Annotated in this window: 23 protein-coding genes; 20 read left to right on the top strand and 3 right to left on the bottom strand. The window is 29.1% G+C overall.

Features of this window, described 5'->3' with window-relative positions:
- The first annotated feature begins 7 nt into the window (after window positions 1-7).
- The 6 genes from rlmN to FNZ64_RS08895 are packed head-to-tail and all read left to right on the top strand — an operon-like array spanning window position 8 to window position 5,718.
- Entirely contained in the window at window positions 8-1,045 is a 1,038-nt protein-coding gene (gene rlmN, locus FNZ64_RS08920; RefSeq protein WP_142414460.1) for a dual-specificity RNA methyltransferase RlmN, read from the top strand.
- Window positions 1,046-1,062: 17 nt separating this feature from the next.
- Window positions 1,063-1,794 carry a Stp1/IreP family PP2C-type Ser/Thr phosphatase gene (locus FNZ64_RS08915; RefSeq protein WP_341472632.1) on the top strand — a complete coding sequence of 244 codons (732 nt, stop codon included), beginning with the start codon at window positions 1,063-1,065 and terminating at the stop codon, window positions 1,792-1,794.
- Complete coding sequence (pknB, locus tag FNZ64_RS08910) at window positions 1,784-3,544, top strand: Stk1 family PASTA domain-containing Ser/Thr kinase (RefSeq protein WP_185903734.1); 1,761 nt, start codon at window positions 1,784-1,786, stop codon at window positions 3,542-3,544. Before FNZ64_RS08915 ends, pknB begins: the two co-directional genes overlap by 11 nt.
- Window positions 3,545-3,558: 14 nt before the next feature.
- Window positions 3,559-4,428: a ribosome small subunit-dependent GTPase A gene (gene rsgA / locus FNZ64_RS08905; RefSeq protein WP_142414457.1), complete on the top strand. Its 870-nt coding sequence runs from the start codon at window positions 3,559-3,561 to the stop codon at window positions 4,426-4,428.
- Window positions 4,428-5,081, top strand: a complete 654-nt coding sequence (gene rpe, locus FNZ64_RS08900) for a ribulose-phosphate 3-epimerase (protein WP_142414456.1) — start codon at window positions 4,428-4,430, stop codon at window positions 5,079-5,081. The genes rsgA and rpe overlap by 1 nt, the downstream gene beginning before the upstream one ends.
- 1 nt (window position 5,082) lies before the next feature.
- The gene (locus FNZ64_RS08895; RefSeq protein ID WP_142414455.1) at window positions 5,083-5,718 is read left to right on the top strand and encodes a thiamine diphosphokinase; all 636 of its coding nucleotides are present in this window, start codon (window positions 5,083-5,085) and stop codon (window positions 5,716-5,718) included.
- Window positions 5,719-6,045: 327 nt separating this feature from the next.
- On the opposite strand, the gene rpmB is transcribed toward FNZ64_RS08895, so the two are convergent.
- Entirely contained in the window at window positions 6,046-6,237 is a 192-nt protein-coding gene (gene rpmB / locus FNZ64_RS08890; RefSeq protein WP_142414454.1) for a 50S ribosomal protein L28, read from the bottom strand.
- A gap of 191 nt (window positions 6,238-6,428) precedes the next feature.
- Here rpmB and FNZ64_RS08885 point away from each other — a divergent pair, with 191 nt between their 5' ends.
- The 6 genes from FNZ64_RS08885 to FNZ64_RS08860 all read left to right on the top strand — a co-directional run bounded on the left by FNZ64_RS08885 (window position 6,429) and on the right by FNZ64_RS08860 (window position 12,181).
- Complete coding sequence (locus tag FNZ64_RS08885) at window positions 6,429-6,779, top strand: Asp23/Gls24 family envelope stress response protein (protein ID WP_142414453.1); 351 nt, start codon at window positions 6,429-6,431, stop codon at window positions 6,777-6,779.
- Between the two features lie 13 nt (window positions 6,780-6,792).
- Window positions 6,793-8,433 carry a DAK2 domain-containing protein gene (locus tag FNZ64_RS08880; protein ID WP_142414452.1) on the top strand — a complete coding sequence of 547 codons (1,641 nt, stop codon included), beginning with the start codon at window positions 6,793-6,795 and terminating at the stop codon, window positions 8,431-8,433.
- A gap of 70 nt (window positions 8,434-8,503) precedes the next feature.
- A complete protein-coding gene (gene recG, locus FNZ64_RS08875; protein WP_243129242.1) occupies window positions 8,504-10,537 on the top strand; it encodes an ATP-dependent DNA helicase RecG in 2,034 nt (677 codons plus the stop codon).
- A gap of 58 nt (window positions 10,538-10,595) precedes the next feature.
- A complete protein-coding gene (rsmD, locus tag FNZ64_RS08870; protein ID WP_142414450.1) occupies window positions 10,596-11,153 on the top strand; it encodes a 16S rRNA (guanine(966)-N(2))-methyltransferase RsmD in 558 nt (185 codons plus the stop codon).
- Between the two features lie 6 nt (window positions 11,154-11,159).
- The gene (gene coaD, locus FNZ64_RS08865) at window positions 11,160-11,645 is read left to right on the top strand and encodes a pantetheine-phosphate adenylyltransferase (RefSeq protein ID WP_142414449.1); all 486 of its coding nucleotides are present in this window, start codon (window positions 11,160-11,162) and stop codon (window positions 11,643-11,645) included.
- Between the two features lie 11 nt (window positions 11,646-11,656).
- Window positions 11,657-12,181 carry an ATPase gene (locus tag FNZ64_RS08860; RefSeq protein ID WP_142414448.1) on the top strand — a complete coding sequence of 175 codons (525 nt, stop codon included), beginning with the start codon at window positions 11,657-11,659 and terminating at the stop codon, window positions 12,179-12,181.
- Here the strand turns inward: FNZ64_RS08860 and ylbJ are convergent.
- Together ylbJ and FNZ64_RS08850 are read right to left on the bottom strand one after the other, a co-directional pair.
- Complete coding sequence (gene ylbJ / locus FNZ64_RS08855; protein WP_142414447.1) at window positions 12,164-13,270, bottom strand: sporulation integral membrane protein YlbJ; 1,107 nt, start codon at window positions 13,268-13,270, stop codon at window positions 12,164-12,166. The two genes, FNZ64_RS08860 and ylbJ, sit on opposite strands and share 18 nt — an antisense overlap.
- 67 nt (window positions 13,271-13,337) lie before the next feature.
- Window positions 13,338-14,546 carry a nucleotidyltransferase gene (locus FNZ64_RS08850; RefSeq protein WP_142414446.1) on the bottom strand — a complete coding sequence of 403 codons (1,209 nt, stop codon included), beginning with the start codon at window positions 14,544-14,546 and terminating at the stop codon, window positions 13,338-13,340.
- Between the two features lie 238 nt (window positions 14,547-14,784).
- Between FNZ64_RS08850 and pta the strand changes: the two genes are divergently transcribed.
- The 8 genes from pta to FNZ64_RS08810 all read left to right on the top strand — a co-directional run bounded on the left by pta (window position 14,785) and on the right by FNZ64_RS08810 (window position 21,357).
- A complete protein-coding gene (pta, locus tag FNZ64_RS08845; protein ID WP_142414445.1) occupies window positions 14,785-15,780 on the top strand; it encodes a phosphate acetyltransferase in 996 nt (331 codons plus the stop codon).
- A 47-nt stretch (window positions 15,781-15,827) separates the two neighbouring features.
- Complete coding sequence (locus FNZ64_RS08840; RefSeq protein ID WP_142414444.1) at window positions 15,828-17,024, top strand: acetate/propionate family kinase; 1,197 nt, start codon at window positions 15,828-15,830, stop codon at window positions 17,022-17,024.
- Window positions 17,025-17,165: 141 nt separating this feature from the next.
- Window positions 17,166-17,684, top strand: coding sequence for a YceD family protein (locus tag FNZ64_RS08835; RefSeq protein WP_142414443.1), 519 nt, complete (start codon window positions 17,166-17,168; stop codon window positions 17,682-17,684).
- A 38-nt stretch (window positions 17,685-17,722) separates the two neighbouring features.
- Window positions 17,723-17,905 (top strand): 50S ribosomal protein L32, encoded by a 183-nt coding sequence (gene rpmF / locus FNZ64_RS08830; protein WP_142414442.1) that lies wholly within the window; start codon window positions 17,723-17,725, stop codon window positions 17,903-17,905.
- Window positions 17,906-18,079: 174 nt separating this feature from the next.
- Window positions 18,080-19,093 carry a phosphate acyltransferase PlsX gene (gene plsX / locus FNZ64_RS08825; protein WP_142414441.1) on the top strand — a complete coding sequence of 338 codons (1,014 nt, stop codon included), beginning with the start codon at window positions 18,080-18,082 and terminating at the stop codon, window positions 19,091-19,093.
- A gap of 154 nt (window positions 19,094-19,247) precedes the next feature.
- A complete protein-coding gene (gene acpP / locus FNZ64_RS08820) occupies window positions 19,248-19,481 on the top strand; it encodes an acyl carrier protein (RefSeq protein ID WP_142414440.1) in 234 nt (77 codons plus the stop codon).
- A gap of 60 nt (window positions 19,482-19,541) precedes the next feature.
- Window positions 19,542-20,243: a ribonuclease III gene (gene rnc / locus FNZ64_RS08815; RefSeq protein ID WP_142414439.1), complete on the top strand. Its 702-nt coding sequence runs from the start codon at window positions 19,542-19,544 to the stop codon at window positions 20,241-20,243.
- Complete coding sequence (locus FNZ64_RS08810; protein ID WP_142414438.1) at window positions 20,236-21,357, top strand: elongator complex protein 3; 1,122 nt, start codon at window positions 20,236-20,238, stop codon at window positions 21,355-21,357. The genes rnc and FNZ64_RS08810 overlap by 8 nt, the downstream gene beginning before the upstream one ends.
- Window positions 21,358-21,460 lie beyond the last annotated feature (103 nt).

Here is a 21,460-nt window from a genome sequence, read left to right as displayed (position 1 = left end):
GTTTTACATGAAAAACATTTTAGATTTTACCTTAGATGAACTAAAAACTTTAATGGAAGAAATGGGTGAAAGTTCTTTTAGAGCAAAACAGATATTGGATTGGATATATAAAGGTGTTTGGAATTTTGATGATATGAATAATATACCCAATGCTACTAGAGAAAAACTAAATTTACAATTTAAAATAGAGATACCTAAAGTTATAAGTAAATTAACTTCAAAAGAAGACAATACTGAAAAGTTTCTTTTAGCCTATGGTGATGAGAATTTAATAGAGACTGTAGTTATGAAATATAAACATGGAAATTCTATTTGTGTTTCAACCCAAGTAGGATGTAGAATGGGATGCAAATTTTGTGCATCTACTATAGAAGGCATGGTGAGAAATCTTTCATCAGGGGAGATAATATCTCAAGTTTTAGTAGCCCAAAAAGAAATGGGAGAGAGGATTTCAAATATTGTTTTAATGGGAAGTGGAGAGCCACTTGACAATTATGATAATGTAATTAAGTTCATAAATTTAGTAGGAGAAAAATATACTTTAAATATAGGAAAGAGACATATAACCTTATCAACCTGTGGTATTGTACCTAAGATAAAAAAATTGGCCGATGAAAATCTTCAAATAACTTTAGCAATTTCACTGCATGCTCCAACGGATTATATAAGAAAGCAAAGTATGCCAATTGCAAACAAATATACTATACAAGATATTATAGATGTGTGCAAATACTACATAGACAAAACGGGTAGAAGAGTAAGTTTTGAGTATGCCTTAATAAAGGAATTTAATGATAAGAAAGAGCATGCTGAAGAACTTTCTAATTTATTAAAAGGAATCTTATGTCATGTAAACCTAATACCTGTGAATGAAGTTAAGGAAAGAGACTATAAGAAATCAGAAAAACACAGGATTGAAAACTTTAAAAAAATACTAGAAGAAAGAGGTATACAAGTAACCATAAGAAGAGAAATGGGCTCTGACATAAATGCAGCTTGTGGGCAACTAAGAAGAAGTTATTTAAATAAGGAAAAATTTATTTAAAGGGGGCTACAAAATTGGTGGGTATAGTTTCTGATGTAGGAAATTATAGATTAGTCAATGAGGATTCCGTTGGATACTTTGAAGATTCCACTCTAAAATATTATGTAGTTGCAGATGGTATGGGAGGACATAATGCAGGTGAAGTTGCAAGTAATATAGCCGTTAATAATACTATAAATTTTATAAAAGACACTTATTCAGGTGAAAAAAATTTAAGGGAACTATTAAAAAAATCTATTGAAAAAGCAAACAGACATATATATATGCTATCTAAGGAAAAAGAAGCATATGAAGGAATGGGCACAACTATAACCGCATGTTTGATTAAAGAAGATAAAGTCCTAGTTGCTAATGTAGGGGACAGCTCATGTATTGTAATAAAGCAAGATAAAACTATTAAGAAAGTAACAAAAGACCATTCTTTAGTACAAGAACTTATAGATAGTGGAAGCATTACTTTTGAACAAGGGTTAAAGCATCCAAATAAAAATATAATAACAAGGGCCTTAGGCACTAGAAAAGAGGTAGAAATAGATCTCTACGAATTACAACTAAGTGATCTTTTTAAAATAATTTTATGTACTGATGGTCTTACAAACGTTGTTTCTTTAAGTGAAATTTTAGATATAGTAACAAATTTTAACGAGGATGTTGCTAGTCAAAAACTTATAGAGCTTGGTAAAAAAAATGGAAGTAAGGATAATATATCAGTAATTGTTTTTAGAGGAGCTGATGAAGATGATAGGTAAAGTTTTGGGAAACCGATATGAAATATTGGAGAAAATCGGAGAAGGAGGAATGTCTGAGGTCTACAAAGGGAAATGTAATTTATTAAATAGATATATTGCAGTTAAAATTTTAAAAAGAGAATTTGCAAATGATAGTGAATTTGTAGAAAAATTTAAAAGAGAAGCAACTGCAGCTGCAGCCTTAACTAGTAATAATATTGTCAGTATATACGATGTTGGTAGCGAGGATAGTATTAATTATATAGTAATGGAACTTGTTGAAGGTAAAACCTTAAAAGCATATATTAGAGAAAAAGGATTTTTAAACTTTAATGAGGCTCTAGATATAGGGGTCCAAATAGCAAAAGCCTTAGAATGCGCTCATAAAAACAAAATAGTACACAGAGATATTAAACCACAAAATATTCTTATAACAGAGGAAGGCACTATAAAGGTTACTGATTTCGGAATAGCAAAAGCCATGAATTCAGCCACTATAACTAATACCAATAAAGTGATGGGCTCTGCACATTATTTTTCACCAGAGCAAGCTAAAGGGAATATAGTTGATTTTAGAACAGATATATATTCTCTAGGTGTAGTACTTTATGAAATGTTAGTTGGAAGGGTTCCTTATGATGGGGATAGCCCTGTAACTATTGCTGTAAAACATATACAAGAACCTTTAGTAGAACCTAGAATTCTCAATAAGGATATTCCTCAAAGCTTAAATAATCTCATAGTAAAGAGTATGGAAAAGGACCCACTTAAAAGGTATCAATCTATAAAATATATGATAATGGATATGAACATGATTCAAAACAATATAAATGTAGATTTAAAGCCAAATGTTTACGATACAAGTGAATTTACTAGGGTTATGGAGCCAATTGATGAGAATATATTAGATAATAGCATACATACCAATGGAAATATTCCTAATCATAGGGAAGAAGAGGACATTGAAGAAATTGATGACGACGATGAGGAATATGATGAAGAGTTTAAAGAACTTAATTTTAACAAGAGCAAGATTATAAAGGGTTTAGTAATAGGTATATTGGTATTATTCTTAGGGATTGGTTCTGCTTTTGGGATAAAGAGCCTTTTATTTAAAAACCATGGGGACATAGCAGTGCCAGATATAGTGGGACTAAATAAGGATGAAGCTAAGAAAAAAGTAGAGGAATTAGGATTAAAGTTTTTTATAGATAAAGAAGAAGAAAGTGATAAGCCTAAGGATACGGTTTTAGAATCTTCTCCTAAAGAGGGGGAAAAAGTAAAAAAGCAGGATGAAGTTAAGGTAGTTATAAGTAAAGGTGATAAAAATTCAATAGAAGTAAAAAACTTTGTAGGATTAAAGTTTAGTGAAGTTAAGCCAATGATAGAATCCTTAAAATTAAAGGTTGGAAATGTAAGATATGAATTTAATAATTCAGTACCATCTGATGAGGTTATAAGCCATAATCCAGGGGCAAGTGAAAAAGTAGAAGAAGGTACTGAAATAGACTTTGTAGTAAGTAGGGGACCTGAAGAAAAGAAAGTTACCGTACCAAACTTAGCAGGTAAGAGCATTAATGATGCTTCAAATATTTTATCAAGTTTGGGACTTAAGCTTAGCAAAGGTCAAGAAGTAAAAGTTGGAGATCCTAAAAAAGATAAAATAATAAAGGCACAACAACCAGGAGAGGGTTCACAAGTAAAAGAAGGAAGCTATATATCAGTTGAATATTACATTTTTGATGCTGAATTAGAAATAAAAAATAGATAAGTATAGGAGGTAAAATGGAAGGAATTATAGTTAAGGGAGTAGGTGGACTTTATATAGTAAAAGTAGGTCAGGAGTTTTACAAGTGTACGGCTAGAGGGAAATTTAGATTTAAAAAATATACTCCTATGGTAGGAGATAAAGTAAGGATAAGTTCTGAAAAGGATGGTAATACCATAGAAGAGATATTTGAAAGAACCTCTGAACTCATTAGACCATTTGTTGCTAATGTTACTCAAGCTTTTGTAGTTTTTACTTTAAAGAATCCAGAAGTTAATTTTGAGCTTTTAAACAAGTTTTTAGTCTTATGTGAGAACAGTAATTTAGAAATAACACTATGTTTAAATAAAATAGATCTTATAGATTTCAATAAGGAAGATCAAACCCGAATTATAGAAATCTTAAAATCTATTGGATATGACTTAATATTTATAAATGCAAAAGAGGGGGATGGAATAGATATCATTAAGGATAAAATAAGAGATAATATATCTGTTTTTTGTGGCCCTTCAGGAGTAGGAAAATCTACAATTTTAAACTCTATTATTGGGAAAGAATATATGGAGACAGGAGCAATAAGTGAAAAGTTAAAGAGAGGAAAACATACTACTAGACATGCTGAACTTATAGAGTATGAAGGGGGTTTCTTAGTAGACACCCCTGGCTTTTCTTCTATTGCTACAGAATTTATAGACGGAGAAGATTTAATTCAATGTTTTCCTGAATTTAGGTCCTATCAGGGGCAATGTAAATTTTCAAATTGTATGCATAATAAAGAGCCTGGATGTATTATTAAGGGAAAATTAGAAAAGGGAGAAATCTATAAAGAACGTTATGAATTTTATATAAAATTATTAGAAGAAATACAAAATTTAAGGAGGTACTAATTATGAAAATATCACCTTCTATATTATCTGCAGATTTTGCAAATTTAGGGGAAGATTTAAAGAAAATTGAAAAGTATGGTGCTGATTTAGTGCATATTGATGTAATGGATGGGAGATTTGTTCCTAATTTGACCTTTGGTATGCCTATAATAAAAAGCATAAGATCATATTCTAAACTACCCTTCGATGTTCATCTTATGATAGAAGAACCATCGAAATACATAGATGATTTTATAGCTGCAGGAGCAGACATTATAACTGTTCATTATGAAGCGGATAGACATATAGATAGAACTATAAATTACATAAAGAGTAAAGGTGTTAAGGCTTCTGTAGCATTAAATCCGGGAACTCCTATAAGTAATATAGTTGATTTAATTCCAATGTTGGATATGGTTTTAATTATGTCTGTAAATCCAGGTTTTGGTGGGCAGAAATATATTGACTATTGTTCAAAAAAAATATTACATCTTAGAGAGTTAAGTTACAAATATAATAGTGAACTTTTGATTGAGGTAGATGGAGGAGTAACTAAAGATAATATTAAAAGCATAGTAAATTCCGGTGCAGATATACTTGTAGCTGGATCTGCTGTATTTAAAAATGGAGAAATAGAAAAAAATATAAGAGAATTAAAAGAGGCGTTATTGTAACATGAAGGGAATTATTATTTCTGGAGGGAAAGCACCCTCTTTAGAATTATTAAGTACTTATCTTAAAGATAAGTACTTAATAATTGCTTCAGATAGTGGTGCAAACGTAACATTAAAATATAAGTTAGAACCAAACCTAATTGTAGGAGATCTAGACTCCATATCAAAAGAAGCATATCACTATTATAGAGGTAGGAATTTTAAATTTGTAGAGTTTAATCCTGAGAAAGATTTTACAGATACTGAACTTGCTATAGAAGAAGCTATAAGATTGGGAGCAGATGAAATTCTTTTGTTTGGGTGTACAGGCACAAGAATAGATCATGTACTAGCTAATTTAGGTTTATTAGTGGATTATCATGAAAAAGGTATAAATATTAAACTTATAGATGATAATAATGAAATTTTTGCTACAAAAAAATCTATATATCTAAAAGGAAATAAGGGGGAGACTTTTTCACTACAGGCTTTTAGGGAGAATGTTCGTAAGCTTACTATAAAAAATGCAAAATATGAACTTTTCAACTATGATTTGAAAGCAGGTTCACCTTTAACAGTATCAAATGAATTTTCCGATGAGGATGTTTATATAGATTTTGAAAGTGGTATTTTATTAATAATATTACCTAGAGATTAATTTAAATATATTTCATATACTTTTTATAATCTAAATGAGTAAAAGTTTGTGTGTATTAATTTTAAATAATCTTTCATGAACCCTTAAAATATTTTTGAATAAGATATTTTGAAAGAAAAATTTATGTATTAATAAATTTTTCTTTGGAATAAAGAAGATTCTAAAACATATAAATATTAATGTAAGTCTAAATCAAGTTTTAGGGGTGAATTAAATGAAGATATTTACTGTTAAACTACCTAAATTTTTATCTAATATAATAAAATTTTTTATGAGGAAAAAATAAAAAAATGCAGATTTTAACTGCATTTTTTTATTTATTTTATATTATACTGCACGTTGAACTCTTCCAGAACGTAAACAACTAGTACAAACTTTTACTGTTTTAGGTGTTCCGTTAACTACAGCCTTAACTTTTTTTAAGTTAGGAGCCCAAGTTCTATTACTTTTATTTTCAGCGTGGCTGCGTTGTCTTCCGTATACAACACCTTTACCACATATTTCACACATTCTTGCCATGTAAAACACCTCCCTTTAAACCATATGTAAAAATCTATGAATTCAAACATAGCTTATTTTATCACAAGTTATATATATATATCAAGTATAATATAAAATAATTAAATAAAATTATAATGAATTTATAATCTTGAATAAATCTATTATATCATATAAAATAGCTATAAGGTATAAATTAAGGAGGAATAATAATGAAAGGAAACTTAGCCACTGAATTTGGAAATGTTTACTATACTGATGAGGTGTTAGGTAACATAGTAGGACTTTCAACAATGGAGTGTTATGGAGTTGTAGGAATGGCCTCTAAAAATGCCACAGATGGGTTTTGGGAACTTTTAAGAAAAGAAAACCTAAATAAGGGTGTAAAAATTAATTCAAAAGACAATGAGTTAAATATAGAACTTTTTATAATTGTTGAATATGGAATTAGAATATCTGTAATTGCAAACAATATTATTCAAAAAGTTAAGTATACTGTAGAAAGTCTTACAGGATTAAAAGTATCCTGCATTACAGTAAATGTTCAAGGCGTGAGGGTTTAAGGAGGTACGACAATTGAAATATCAAAGTGTTACAGGACATAAATTTTATAATATGATAGTAAATGCTTCAAATAAACTTGGAGAAAGTAAGGAGCATATAAATGCATTGAATGTATTCCCAGTACCTGATGGAGATACAGGAACAAATATGTGGATGACTTTTAGTTCTGCAGTAGATGAAGTTAAAGGTTTAGAACATAATAATGTTGGAGACATAGCCAAAGTTTTATCTAGAGGAGCTTTGATGGGTGCTAGGGGAAACTCTGGAGTAATATTATCTCAAATTTTAAGAGGTTTTGCTAAGGGTGTAGAAAATAAAGAAAGTGCTAAGGTAGAGGATTTTAAAAATGCATTAAAAGAAGGGTCAAGTTTTGCATATAAGGCTGTAATGAGACCTACGGAAGGTACTATATTGACTATTATTAGAGCTGCAGCAGAAGTGGCAGAAAAAAGCTCTAAAAGTGACGTTTGTGAATTTTTTGAAGAAGTTATAAACTATTCAGAAGAAATTTTAAATAAAACTCCAGAGATGCTACCACAATTAAAAGAAGCTAAAGTTGTAGATGCTGGAGGTGCAGGGCTTTTATTAATCTTAAAAGGCATGTATGAAGCCCTAGAGCTTGATGTAGATGTTACTCTAAATAAAGAGGTTAAAGATAAAAAGGAATCAAATCATATAAATACTGCGCAAAGTAGTATAAGTACATCCAATATTAAGTTTGGATACTGCACAGAATTTTTTGTATATGCAGATAATGTAGATGTAGAACAATTTAAAAGAGACCTAGAAAAGCAAGGTGACTCTATGGTAGTAGTTGGACTTGAAGATGTAGTTAAGGTTCATATTCATACCAACGATCCAGGACTAGTTTTATCAAAGGCTTTAAAGTTAGGAGAATTATCAAAAATAAAAATAGATAATATGAGAGAGCAACATAGACATATTATTTGTAGTGATAATGAAGTAGAAGAGGCTAATGATAATATAGCAGAAAGTAAGAAATTTGGATTTATATCTGTAGCTCGTGGAGAGGGGATAAAATCCATATTAGAGGAACTTGGAGTAGATAGGGTTATTGAAGGCGGACAAACAATGAATCCTAGTACTCAAGATATATTAGACAAAATAGAGAGCTTAAATGCAGAGCATATATTTATTTTTCCAAATAACAAGAATATAATAATGGCAGCTAAGCAAGCAGTGGATCTCACAGATAAAAAAGTTTATGTTATTCCAACTAAGACTATCCCACAGGGTATAACTGCTCTTACAATGTTTAACCCGGAAGCTTCCATAAATGATAATTTAATGGAAATGGAAAGTGTTATAGAAAATGTGGCTACAGGGTCAGTGACTTATGCTGTTAAAGATACAGAAGCTGATGGAATAAAAATCAAGAAAGATGACATATTAGGGCTTGTAGAAGAAAAAATATGTGAAGTTGGAAATGATATATATGAAGTATGTGAAAAAATATTAGAACAAATGGTGGACGAGGACAGCGAACTTATAACTATATACTATGGAGAAGATTGTGACAAAGAAAAAGTTGAAGAACTTATAGAAATTTTGGAGGATAAGTTTGAGAATTTAGATGTTCAGTGTTATGAGGGAAAACAGCCTTTATACTATTTTATTGTTTCTGTGGAATAAAAGCCTTAGGGCTTTTTTTCTTTTAAAGTTAAGAATTCTGTTTATTTCCCATGTTAGGAGTGATAAAGAAGTGAGAATTCAAGATGATATTAAGTTTGTAAAAGGTGTGGGGCCAAAACTTTCTAAGGAATTAAATAAAATTGGTATATTTAGCATAATGGATCTTTTATTGTACTTTCCTAGGGATTATGAAAGTGTGGCTTTTGCTACAGATTTAAATGCTTGCAAGGATAAAGAAAAAATCTCTGCATATGTTAAGGTTGTTAAAATAGATAGAGATATTAGAACCAAAACTGGTAAAATAAAAAGTAGCATTATTTTTGATTTAAATGGAAAAAGTTTAACAGGTGTATGGTTTAATCAACCATACATGAAAAATAGCTTTTTTATTGGGAAAACTTATTTAATTTCAGGTAAATGTGAGTTTTTAGGGAAAAACATAAATATCTTAAATCCTAAAATCATTAGAAATACTTCTTTAGATGGAGATAAAATTATTGCAAGGTATCCTCTTAAGGGTAAAATAACTAATAGATTTTTAAATAAAGTAATAACAAATTTATTATGTGAAATTAAGATTGAAGAAAATTTACCACAGGAAATCTTGGATAAATATAAATTAATATCTTTAGATGAAGCTATAAGAAGTATACATTGTCCTAAGGATAGGGAAAGTATAGAAAGGGCAAAGGAAAGGCTAAAATTTCAAGAACTATTTATTTACAGCTTAAAAATATTAATGCTTAAGGATGTTTATAATAAGGATAATGGAATTAGTTTTAAAATTTCATCCAAGTTAAAAAACTTAAAAGAAAAACTACCCTTTGAACTTACAGAGGCTCAAAATAGGGTTGTAAGAGAAATCTTAAGTGATAGTAAAAAAAATAAACCCATGAATAGATTAGTAGAAGGAGATGTGGGATGTGGTAAAACTGTAGTTGCTATTATAGCTATGTTTAATGTAGTAATGAATGGTTATCAAGCTGTAATGATGGCACCTACTGAAATCTTGGCAAAGCAACATTTAAATGAGATAAGGAATTTACTAAAAGATTTTAATATAAATATAGAAATCTTAACTGGGAGTACTACAAAGAAAAATAAGGAAATCATAAGAGAAAAGTTAAAAACAGGTGAAATACATATAATAGTTGGAACTCACGCTCTAATAGAAGAAAATGTTGAGTATAAAAACCTAGGACTTATTATAACTGATGAACAACATAGATTTGGAGTAAATCAGAGGTGTAGACTTTCTAATAAAAACGAAAATGCAGATGTATTGGTAATGACGGCAACACCAATACCAAGAACTCTAAGTTTAAGTTTTTATGGTGATTTAGATCTTTCTGTAATAGATGAATTACCACCTAGTAGAAAAAAAGTAAACACATATTATATAGCTAAAAATGAAAAAAGTAGAGTATATAATTTTGCCTTAGAAGAAATAAATAAAGGAAGGCAGGTATATGTAGTTTGCCCTTTAGTTGAAGAATCTGAGGACTTAAATCTAAGTTCTGTAGAGAATTTATATGATGAACTTAAAAAAGAGTATTTTAAAGATATTCCTGTAGGTATTTTACATGGAAAAATGCCTTGGCGGGAAAAAGAAGATATTATGAATAAGTTTAAAGAAAAAGAACTAAAGGTTTTAATCTCAACTACCGTTATAGAAGTGGGAGTAAATGTGCCCAATGCTACCTTAATGATAATTGAAAATGCGGAAAGGTTTGGACTTGCACAGCTTCATCAGCTTAGGGGTAGAGTGGGGAGAGGCGAATATAAATCATATTGTGTTTTAATAGCTAATATAAAAAGCAAAAAAGTTAAACATAGAATGGAGATTATGCAAACTGTAAGTGACGGTTTCAAACTTGCAGAAGAAGACCTAAAAATTAGAGGTACTGGAGAACTTTTTGGATATAGACAACATGGTGAAAGTGACCTTATAATATCAGACCCTATAGATGATTTTAATATATTGAGATGTGCTAATAGAGAAGCCAAAGAACTTTTAAAAAGCAATAAGCAATGTCATAATGAATTTAAAAAATATATAGAAGAACACATAGAAAAATCTTCAAAATACATATGCTTTAATTAAGACTTTCTACAAGTTCTTTTTTATGCTAGAATAAAAAAAGAAAAAAGGAGGATGTTAGATGAGAGTAATAGCAGGAATAGCAAGAGGGAGAAAAATTTTACCACCAGAAGGTATGGTTACTAGACCTACTTTAGATAGAGTAAAGGAAGCTATGTTTAGTATGATACAGAATTACATTCCAGAGGCTGTAGTTATAGATGTTTTTTCTGGAACAGGTAGTTTAGGCATAGAAGCAGCTAGTAGGGGGGCTAAAAAATGTTATTTAGTTGATAAAAACCCTACTACTTTTTCAATTTTAAAAAAGAATGTGGAAAATCTTAAATTTCAAGATATATGCCAAACTTTAAATGGTGATTCATATGAAATTTTAAAGAAATTAGGGAAAAAGGGAGAAAAATTTGATATAATATTTATAGATCCACCTTATGCTAAAGAAATGATACCTCTAGCAATTAAGATTATAGAAGATTACTCTATGCTAAAGGAAGAAGGCATTATAATGTGTAAAATTGATTCAGGAGAAGAAATTTTCAAGGGGCATGGAGATATTGTTTTAATAAACCAAAGGAAATATGGAAATACAACAGTGCTTTTATATAAACACAGAGGGGAATAAATTAAAATGAAAATAGCAGTTTACCCAGGAAGTTTTGACCCAATCACAAATGGACATTTAGATATTATAAAAAGAGCTTCTAAGGTCTTTGATAAAGTAGTAGTAGGAGTTTTAATAAATCCAGAGAAAAAAGGATTGTTTTCTATAGATGAGAGAGTAGAACTTATAAATAAAGTTATTAGCCCTTATGAAAATGTTAAGGTAGAGAGTTTTGAAGGATTATTAATAGATTTTATGGATAAACACAATGCAAATGTCATTGTAAAAGGCCTTAGAGCAGTATCAGATTTTGAATATGAATTTCAAATGGCCATGATGAATAATAAGCTGGATAATACAAAAGAAACTGTTTTTATGGCCACTAGTCCAGAGTACTCCTATTTAAGTTCTTCTTCAGTAAAACAAGTTGCAAAGTTTGGTGGATGCATAAAAGAATTAGTTCCAGAAGAAATAAGGGAAATAATATCAAGAAAAGTTATAGATAGAAAATAAGGAGTGGTCTTATGGATGTTATAAAGTTACTAGAATATTTAAAAGAAATTTTAGAAACCTCCTCAACAATTCCTATAGTAGGTAAAGTGGTCATAGATAGAAAAGAATTTTCTGATGTAATTGAGCAAATTATAGATTATCTTCCTGAAGAATTTAAAAAGGCAAAATGGATTACAGAAGAGAAGGATAAAATACTAAAAGATGCTTATGAGCAGGCTGAAATGATAAAAAAAGAAAGCTTAGACATAGTAAGAAAAAAAATAAACAACCATGATTATGTAAGGGAAGCTAACTCAAAAGCTGAGGAAATAATATATGATGCACAGAAAAAATCAAAGGTAATTAAGGATGGAGCTAAAGAGTATTCTTTATATAGAATAGAAGATACACAAAAAGAAATCAATTCAAAATATGAAGAAATGATGAATAACTTAAAAAAAGAGATGGAAAGCTTTATAATCAATATGGATACTTATATAAAAGCTACCACCTCTACCATGGAAGAAGATATGGAAGAATTAAAAAACATTAAATAATCGCTTTAATTTTTCTAAAAGCATTGGAACTATTAGTATACACCCACAGAGGAACAAATAGTTTAAAAAATCAAATTTTTTATTATAGGTATTAAGATTTAAAAAAGAGGAAATGCTATTATAGCTAAATAAGTAAATAATTATACTTATTAGGGCACTAATAATTCCTTGAACAAATTTTCTTAATATATACTTTTTTATTGAAAAATTATATTTATATATAAATGAGTGAACTTGCAATATTATGCAGATACCACTAAATGACATTAAAAAGCTAATTAAACTTAATTTTATACTCATAGGAATATTCATTGAGGATACACCATGACATCCATTAGTTATTTCTAAAAGTCCTAATAAAAATGAAAATAAAACATTAGATTTGGTAGAAGCAATACTTTGGGTATTGCTTCTTATTATTTCTATTATTACTGAAAAAAATACTACAAATCCACTAACAGTTATACATACATTAATAGCATCCTCTATACTATGACTAAAGGCTTTAGAAAAGGAAGTTTTATTATTTACTGCAATAGTATTATTAGATTTTTTTAAATTAGGCTTATTTTTTCCTCTTAAAAGAAAACCTAATATAAGACAAGATAAATAATTGGAGATTAACAGTATATACCCAAGAAAACTACTCTTTAACATAGTAATGGAAATTGTGCCCATAACAAATAGTGGACTTGCATTTGAAGCTATGTTTAAAAGTCTTTCTGAAGTTGCAAAATCTATAATATTTTTCTCATATAAATCTGCAGTATATTTTGCTCCCATGGGATAACCACATAAAAAACTTAGGATTAAAACAACACTGCAAGAAAAAGGTAACCTTAGGGGTTTGCATAATATTGGGCCTAAGACTTTTGCATAGACCTCCACCCCGTTAAAATATATGATTAAATTGCATAATACTAAAAAAGGAAATAAACATGGAAATACAGAATTAATAAATAGCTTTAAGCCTTTTATAGAACCATCCATACAAGGTTTTGGAAAAATTATTATATTTAATACTAAAATACTTAAAATAAAAATAAATACTTTGTTATTTTTGTTTTTATTTTTTTTAAAATATTTCACCTAAATCTTCCTTTTAAAATTGCTTATATAATATCTATATTTCTCTTTTAAAAATAAATTACTATAGTTATTTAATAATTATAGGTTTTCTATAAAAGTCTTCATTATAGTTAATACTTTTATTTAAAAGTCCATAAAAAGCTGTACTATCCAGATCAAGTTTTAAAAAATCATTTTTTTCTTTAGGTATTTTTGTTATTATAGGTATCATTGATTTCTTCTTAATTTCTTTTAGCATCTCTTGCCCCTTAGAATTAAACCCTAATATTCTAGCATAAGGAGCCTTAGACTTTCGCATATCTTCTATAGGATAATTTTCAAAGCCGAGAAAAAGTTGCATTAGTATTCTATGTATTCTTGTTAAAGTGTATCTTTTACTTTTTATATTATTTAGAATGTATGAAAAATCATCACTTCTTAATATTTCATATATTATTTTGTTTTCTATGCCCTCTTTTACATCAGGAATTTTTAAAAGACAATTTCTATTGGTATAAATTTTATGTTTTAAATATGGCAAAATATCTCCCTCCAAAGGAAAGTTTTCTTCTCCATAGTTTGTAAGAATATGAAAAGTTTCTAAAGGAAGAAGATCCTTTAAATCTTTAATTGAATTATTAGAAAAAATAAACTTTCTAATGGCTGTAGCACTAGAAATTTCAGCTATATTTTTTGAATTGTAAGATTCCCCAAGTCTTTCTATAGTTAAGGGTTTTATATTACTTTCTAGCTTTAATAAGCTCTTTAGATATTCTATTCCTAAAATATTATTTGAGGAATTTAAAATCACAGAAAGATTTTCAATAGGAATATTATTACTTTTAATAAAGCTTTCAAGAGCATTGCTTCTAGCCTTTGGAAAACTTAAGCCTTGTTCCAAATAAAAACTTAGAAGTTTTTTATATTGGACTGGTTCTTTTAATAAAACTTCAGCTATTCTCTCTAATATAGTTATATCACCTAATTCACTACCAAAGGAGAGAGTATTAACTATATTTAAAGAGTTAATTAGACTTATACTTCCATATGAAAAAAATTCAGCAGAAGCTAAGCTATAGACTACAGGAAGCTCTATTACTAAGTCTATTCCATTTTTTAAAGCCATGGTTGTTCTACTCCATTTATCTACTATAGAAGGAAGACCTCTTTGAACAAAATTACCACTCATGATACATATAATTCCATCACATTTGGTCAATTCCTTTGTTTTTTTTATGTGATAAAGATGACCTTTGTGAAAGGGATTATATTCTGCTATAATAGCACTGACATTCATTAAAACACCTCATTTTATCATATTTAAGTATATTATAATTAATAATAAAAAATTTATAAAGAATATCTATACTTTCTTTATAAATTTTTTATTAGAAAGTGCTGAATATTAGGTAAATAGTAGGAAACAAAAAAATATCAAAGTAAAACTTGAATAAAAGTGGTAAAAAGGTTATATTATTAATGTGCATGTGTAACCTTTTTTATGTAAAACATTATATCTCATGGGGGGAAGACATATGGAATTAATGAATAAGATATGGAGTATGGCAAAAGAAAATAAAAAAAGAATTGTTTTACCAGAAGGTGATGAAGAAAGAAATTTAATAGCTAGTGAAAGGATTCAAAAAGAAGGGTTAGCAGAAGTAGTCCTTGTAAGCAATGAAGAGTCTATAAAGCAAAAAGCAAAAGAATTAGGAGTAGATATTTCAGGTATAGAAATCATAGACCCTGAAAAATCAGAAAAACTTAATGATTATGCTAAAGAGTTTTATGAACTTAGAAAACACAAGGGCATGACAGAAGAAAAGGCATTATCTACAATGAAAGATCCACTATACTATGGTACTATGATGGTTAAACTAGGTGATGCAGATGGTTTAGTATCTGGAGCTATTCATACTACAGGAGATCTTTTAAGACCAGGTCTTCAAATAGTTAAAACTGCACCTGGAATAAAAGTTGTTTCAAGCTTTTTCTTAATGAATATACCAGATTGTGAATACGGAGAGGACGGATTTTTGTTATTCTCTGATTGTGCAGTAAATCCAAATCCAAATTCTGAAGAATTAGCTTCAATAGCTATATCAACTGCTGAAACAGCTAGAAATCTTTGTAAAATAGAACCAAAGGTTGCTATGTTATCCTTCTCTACTATGGGTAGTGCAAAACATGAATTAGTTGATAAGGTTAAAGTAGCAACAGGTCTTGCTAAAGAACAAAGACCTGATTTATTAGTTGATGGGGAACTTCAATTAGATGCTGCTATAGTAAAAAAAGTTGGAGAGCTAAAGGCACCTGAAAGTCCTGTTGCTGGAAAGGCAAATGTTTTAATATTCCCAGATTTACAAGCAGGAAACATAGGTTACAAATTAGTTCAAAGATTTGCTAAAGCAGAAGCAATAGGACCTATATGTCAAGGATTTGCAAAGCCTATTAATGACTTATCAAGAGGATGTAGTCCAGAAGATATAGTGAATGTTGTTGCAGTAACAGCAGTTCAAGCACAAGCTTAGTTAGTATTTTAAATTTAATATATATAGAAATTTAAGGAGGAAAATAAATGAAAGTTTTAGTTATTAACTGTGGAAGTTCATCATTAAAATATCAATTAATTGATATGGAAACTGAAAAAGCTTTAGCAAAAGGCTTAGTAGAAAGAATAGGAATAGAAGGTTCTATATTAACTCATAAAGGTGATGGAAAAGATAAACATATAATAGAAACTCCAATGAAAGACCATCAAGTTGCAATAGAATTAGTTCTTGGTGCTTTAACAGACAAAGAACATGGTGTAATTAGTGATATGAGCGAAATTTCTGCAGTTGGACACAGGGTTGTTCATGGTGGAGAAAAATATGCTAAATCAGTAATAATTAACGATGAAGTTATGGTTAATTTAGAGAAATGTGCAAAATTAGCTCCACTACATAATCCAGCAAATATTATTGGAATAAATGCATGTAAAAAATTAATGCCAAATACACCAATGTCAGTAGTATTTGATACAGCATTCCATCAAACTATGCCAGAAGAAGCATATATATATGCTCTTCCATATGAAGCTTATGAAAAACATTCAGTAAGAAGATATGGAATGCATGGTACATCTCATAAATTTGTATCAGGCGTTGCCGCAGATATGATGGGCAAAAACATAGAAGATCTTAAAATAATTACTTGTCACCTAGGAAATGGTGCAAGTTTAACAGCAGTTAAAAATGGTAAGTCTGTAGATACTTCAATGGGATTCACTCCACTTGAAGGATTAGTTATGGGAACTAGATGTGGGGATATAGACCCTGCAATAATTCCATTCTTAATGAAAGAAGAAGATTTATCAGTTGATGAAATAGATCAATTAATGAATAAAAAATCTGGTGTATTAGGTATATCAGGTGTAAGTTCAGATTTTAGAGATATAGAGGATGCTGCTAAAGAAGGTAATCATAGAGCTAAACTTGCATTAGATGTATTCCACTATAGAGTAAAACAATATATTGGAGCTTATACTGCTGCTATGAATGGTGTGGATGCAATTGTATTTACAGCAGGATTAGGAGAAAATTCTATAGGATCAAGAGAAATAATCTGTGAAAACATGGATTTCTTAGGAATTAAATTAGATAAAGAAAAGAATAATGTTAGAGGAAAAGCAGTAGAAGTAAGTGCTGATGATTCAAAAGTTAAGATCTTTGTAATTCCAACAAATGAAGAGCTAATGATAGCAAAAGAAACTGTTGGTTTAATTAACAAATAATAGACTTATGTTCTTCAGGTTTCGAGTAAAACTTCTTTTACTCGAAACATTTCTTTAAAAATAAACTTGACTTTTATACGTAATATCTATATAATAACTCTTGTTTAATATATAATAATCTTATTCAAGAGGTATGTATTAATGAAATTTGATTTAATTCAATTAATCAATGGAAAAAAAGATGAAATTGAAGTACATACAATAATTGAGAAGGATAAGCTGATTTTAGGAGATGAAGAAATAAAATATAGTTCTCCAATTACTTTAAATGGGATTTTTAGAAAAAAGTCAGAACAATACATATTTAAAGGTAATTTTATAACTTCTTTAGTCTTTTCTTGTTCCAGATGTTTAGAAGAATTTACTAAGGAAGTAGAGTTTGATGTAGAAGAAGTTTTTTCTAAATATCCTAGTGAAGAAGAGAGGATTATAGAAAATAGTACTGTAGATCTATACAGTATTATTGAACAAAATTTAGTTTTAAACCTTCCAGTTAAGACATTGTGTACAGAATCTTGTAAGGGGCTTTGCACAAGTTGTGGAACTAACCTAAATTTTTCATCTTGTACTTGTATTGTAGAAGATGAAGAAATAGAGGAAGAACCCTTATTGGATCCAAGATTTGCAAAGCTTAAAAACTTATTAAATGATAATAAGTAATGTATAAACTTTATTCATAGGTTAAGGAGGTGTTTATAATGGCTCATCCAAAGAGAAAAACTTCAAAAGCAAGAAGAGATCAAAGAAGAGCTCAAAACTTTAAGCTAAGCATGCCTGGTATAGTGGAATGTCCTCAATGCCATGAATTTAAATTAGCTCATAGAGTATGTAAAAGTTGTGGATATTACAAAAATACAAAGGTAGTATCTGATGATAAATAATAAGAAAGTCGAAAGACTTTCTTTTATTTTTATATCCTATAAAATCACATTAATAGTTTGATGGGTGAAAGGGAAAGATAAACTTTTCTTAAATCTACTCTACAAATTTTGCTAATATGATATAATATATATATAAACTATTTAAGTATAAATACTTTAAAGTGAGGTTAGTATATGATTATAGCAGTAGATGGTATGGGTGGAGATAATAGTCCACAAGAAGTTGTTAAAGGATGTATAGAAGCTTCTAAGGAAGATAATAGTCTTAAGGTTATTATAACAGGACCAAGTGATAGAATACATGAGGAATTAAACAAATACAAATATGATAAAGATAGAATTGAAGTATTTAATGCAGAAGAAGTTATAAGCAATAATGAGCATCCTGCTATGGCTATTAGAAGAAAAAAAAATTCTTCTTTAAGTAGGGCTCTATATTTAGTAAAAGAAGGTAAGGCAGATGCAGTTTTATCTGCAGGAAGTACAGGGGCATTACTAACAGGAGCCACATTAATTATAGGAAGAATAAAAGGGGTAGATAGACCTGCTTTCGCTCCAATTATGCCAGGTAAAAACGGTCAGTTTATGGTAGTAGATTGTGGTGCTAATGTAGACTGTAAACCTAAAAATTTACTCCAATTTGCTCTTATGGGAAAGGTTTATTTTGAAAAAGTTTTAAACATTAAAAATCCTTCTGTAGGACTTGTAAATATAGGTGTGGAAGAAGAAAAAGGTAATGAACTTACAAAGGAGACTTATAAACTTTTAAAAGATGCAAACTTGAATTTTGTTGGAAATGTAGAACCAAGAGAAGTTCCAAAGGGAGATGTAAAAGTTCTAGTCTGTGATGGGTTTGTGGGAAATACTATTCTGAAGATGTATGAAGGAGTAGCAAGTACAATATTATCTACTTTAAAAGAAAACATAATGAGTTCTTTTAGAACTAAAATTGGAGGAGTGCTTTTAAAACCTGTATTTGAGAAGTTTAAAAAGAACTTTAACTACAAAGAAGTTGGAGGAGCTGCTTTTCTAGGTGTTAAAGGTATATGTGTAAAAGCTCATGGAAGTTCTGATGCAAAGGCTTTTAAAAATGCTATTAAGCAAGCTAAGTTTTTTTATGATAATAAGGTTATAGAAGAAATAAAGGAAGAAATTGAGAATATAAATATAGAAGATATAAAAAAATAAATATTTAGATATAAATTTAAGAATAATACATATAAATATAGAAAAGATAATATAAAGTATTAATATATTTATAAAAAGTAGTTGATAAATATATTGAAAACGATTAATATTTATTTATAAACATTAAAAATACTATTAATTTGGAGGAGTAAGTATGGTTTTTGATAAAGTGAAGGATATAATAGTAGAACAATTAAGTGTTAATGAGGATGAGGTTACAATGGAGGCTTCTTTTGTAGATGATTTAGGAGCAGATTCTCTAGATGTTGTAGAATTTATCATGGCACTAGAAGAAGAGTTTGATATAGAAATACCTGATGAAGCAGCTGAAAAGGTTACAACTGTAGGAGATGTGGTGGAATACATAAAATCTCGTGTTGATGAATAATATGGTCCCGCAATGCGGGACTAAATTTTTTTAAATATAAATTAAAGGAGTTAACAAATTATGCAAAGAAAACCTGCAATTAATGAGCTTGAGAAAATAATTGCAATTAATTTTGAAAATAAATCCTTATTAAGAACGGCTTTAACACATAGTTCCTATGCAAATCAAAGAAAGAATGTTTCCTATAATGAGAGATTAGAATACTTAGGAGATGCTGTATTAGAACTTGTTATCTCAGAGTATCTATATATAAACTGCAAAGATAAATTAGAGGGAGAATTAACTAAAATAAGAGCAACAATAGTTTGTGAAAGTTCCTTACATGAAATAGCTCAAAAATGGAATCTTGGACAATTTATAATAATGAGCAAGGGAGAAGAGCAGACTGGTGGAAGAACTAGAAATTCAATATTAGCTGACTGTGTAGAAGCTATTATTGCAGCCGTTTATTTAGACAAAGGATTGAAATTTACAAGAAAATTTATATTAGATAATTTTATGCCAACTATTGAAAAAGCTATTAAAAATCAAATAATTCTAGACTATAAAACTAGGCTCCAAGAATTATTACAAAAAAATGGGGAAATAGCAATTGTATACAACCTAACTTCTTGCGAAGGGCCACCTCATAGACCAATTTTCCATGTTGAAGTATCTATTAATGGAACACCCTATGGAAAAGGTACTGGCTTTAGCAAAAAAGAAGCAGAACAAAATGCAGCTAAAGAAGTTATTCAAGATATGGAGAAGAGAAATGAGTAAAAATCATTATATAATTCCGGTATTTGTACCTCATATAGGATGTCCTCATGATTGTGTGTTTTGTAATCAAAACACAATTACAGGAAAGAAAAAAATAACTATGGTTAATGAAGAAGAACTGGATCCAAACAGAGTTAATCATATAATAAAAACTTATTTATATACAATAAACAAAACAAAAAATAAAGATGCTATTGTAGAAATATCTTTTTTTGGAGGCACATTTACAGCTATTCCTATGAACAAACAAGAAGAACTATTAAAAGTGGCGTTTTCTTATAAAACTCAAGGGGACATAGATTATATAAGGTTATCTACAAGGCCAGATTACATAGATAATGTGAGATTAGGTTTATTAAAAAAATATTCTGTAGATATAATAGAACTTGGAGTACAATCCTTAGACAGAGAAGTTTTAAAATATTCAGGCAGAGGTCACAGTGATGAAGATGTTTATAGTGCAAGTAAACTTATAAAGGAATTTGGATTTACACTAGGAATTCAAATAATGCTTGGACTTCCAGGGGATACTATGAAAAAGGATATTGAAACTGCAGTTAAAGTAAGCAAAATTCATCCTGAAATTGCTAGAATATATCCAGCCTTAGTAATAAAAGATACTCCTATGGAAACTATGGTTAAAAGGGGACAATACGAACCATATACATTATTTTATGCTATAGAAGTGTGTAAAATAACCTATAGTATACTAGTTTCTAAAGGGATAAATGTAGTAAGAGTAGGACTTCAGCCAACTGAAGATATTAATGAGAATGCAGAACTTATATGTGGACCTTTTCATCCAGCCTTTAGGGAGTTAATGGAGAGTAGTCTCTTAAATGAAATGATATTTACCTATATGAATTTAGGGAAAATTAACAGTGATATTTTACTAAAAATAAACCCTAAGAATATTTCAAAATTATATTCTAATAAGAAATATTATTTTAATTTTTACAAAGAAAAACATGGTGCTTATGATATTACAGTTGTGCAAGACCCAAGTATGGATCTAGATAAAGTAGTCATAGATACATGTAAAGAAGAAATAGAATTATCATATATGAAGTTCCTTAACAACAAGTCTGAGGAAGGAAAAAGGATGAGTTTATAGAATAGTTAAATAAAACCGTGAAATCACGGTTTTTAATTTTAATATTATATTTATTTGATATTTTAAAATAAATATAATAAACTTATATAATGAAATAATTAAA

Source organism: Hathewaya massiliensis, from assembly GCF_902143515.1.
GTDB lineage: Bacteria > Bacillota > Clostridia > Clostridiales > Clostridiaceae > Hathewaya > Hathewaya massiliensis.
This window is presented reverse-complemented; position numbering and strand designations above follow the sequence as displayed.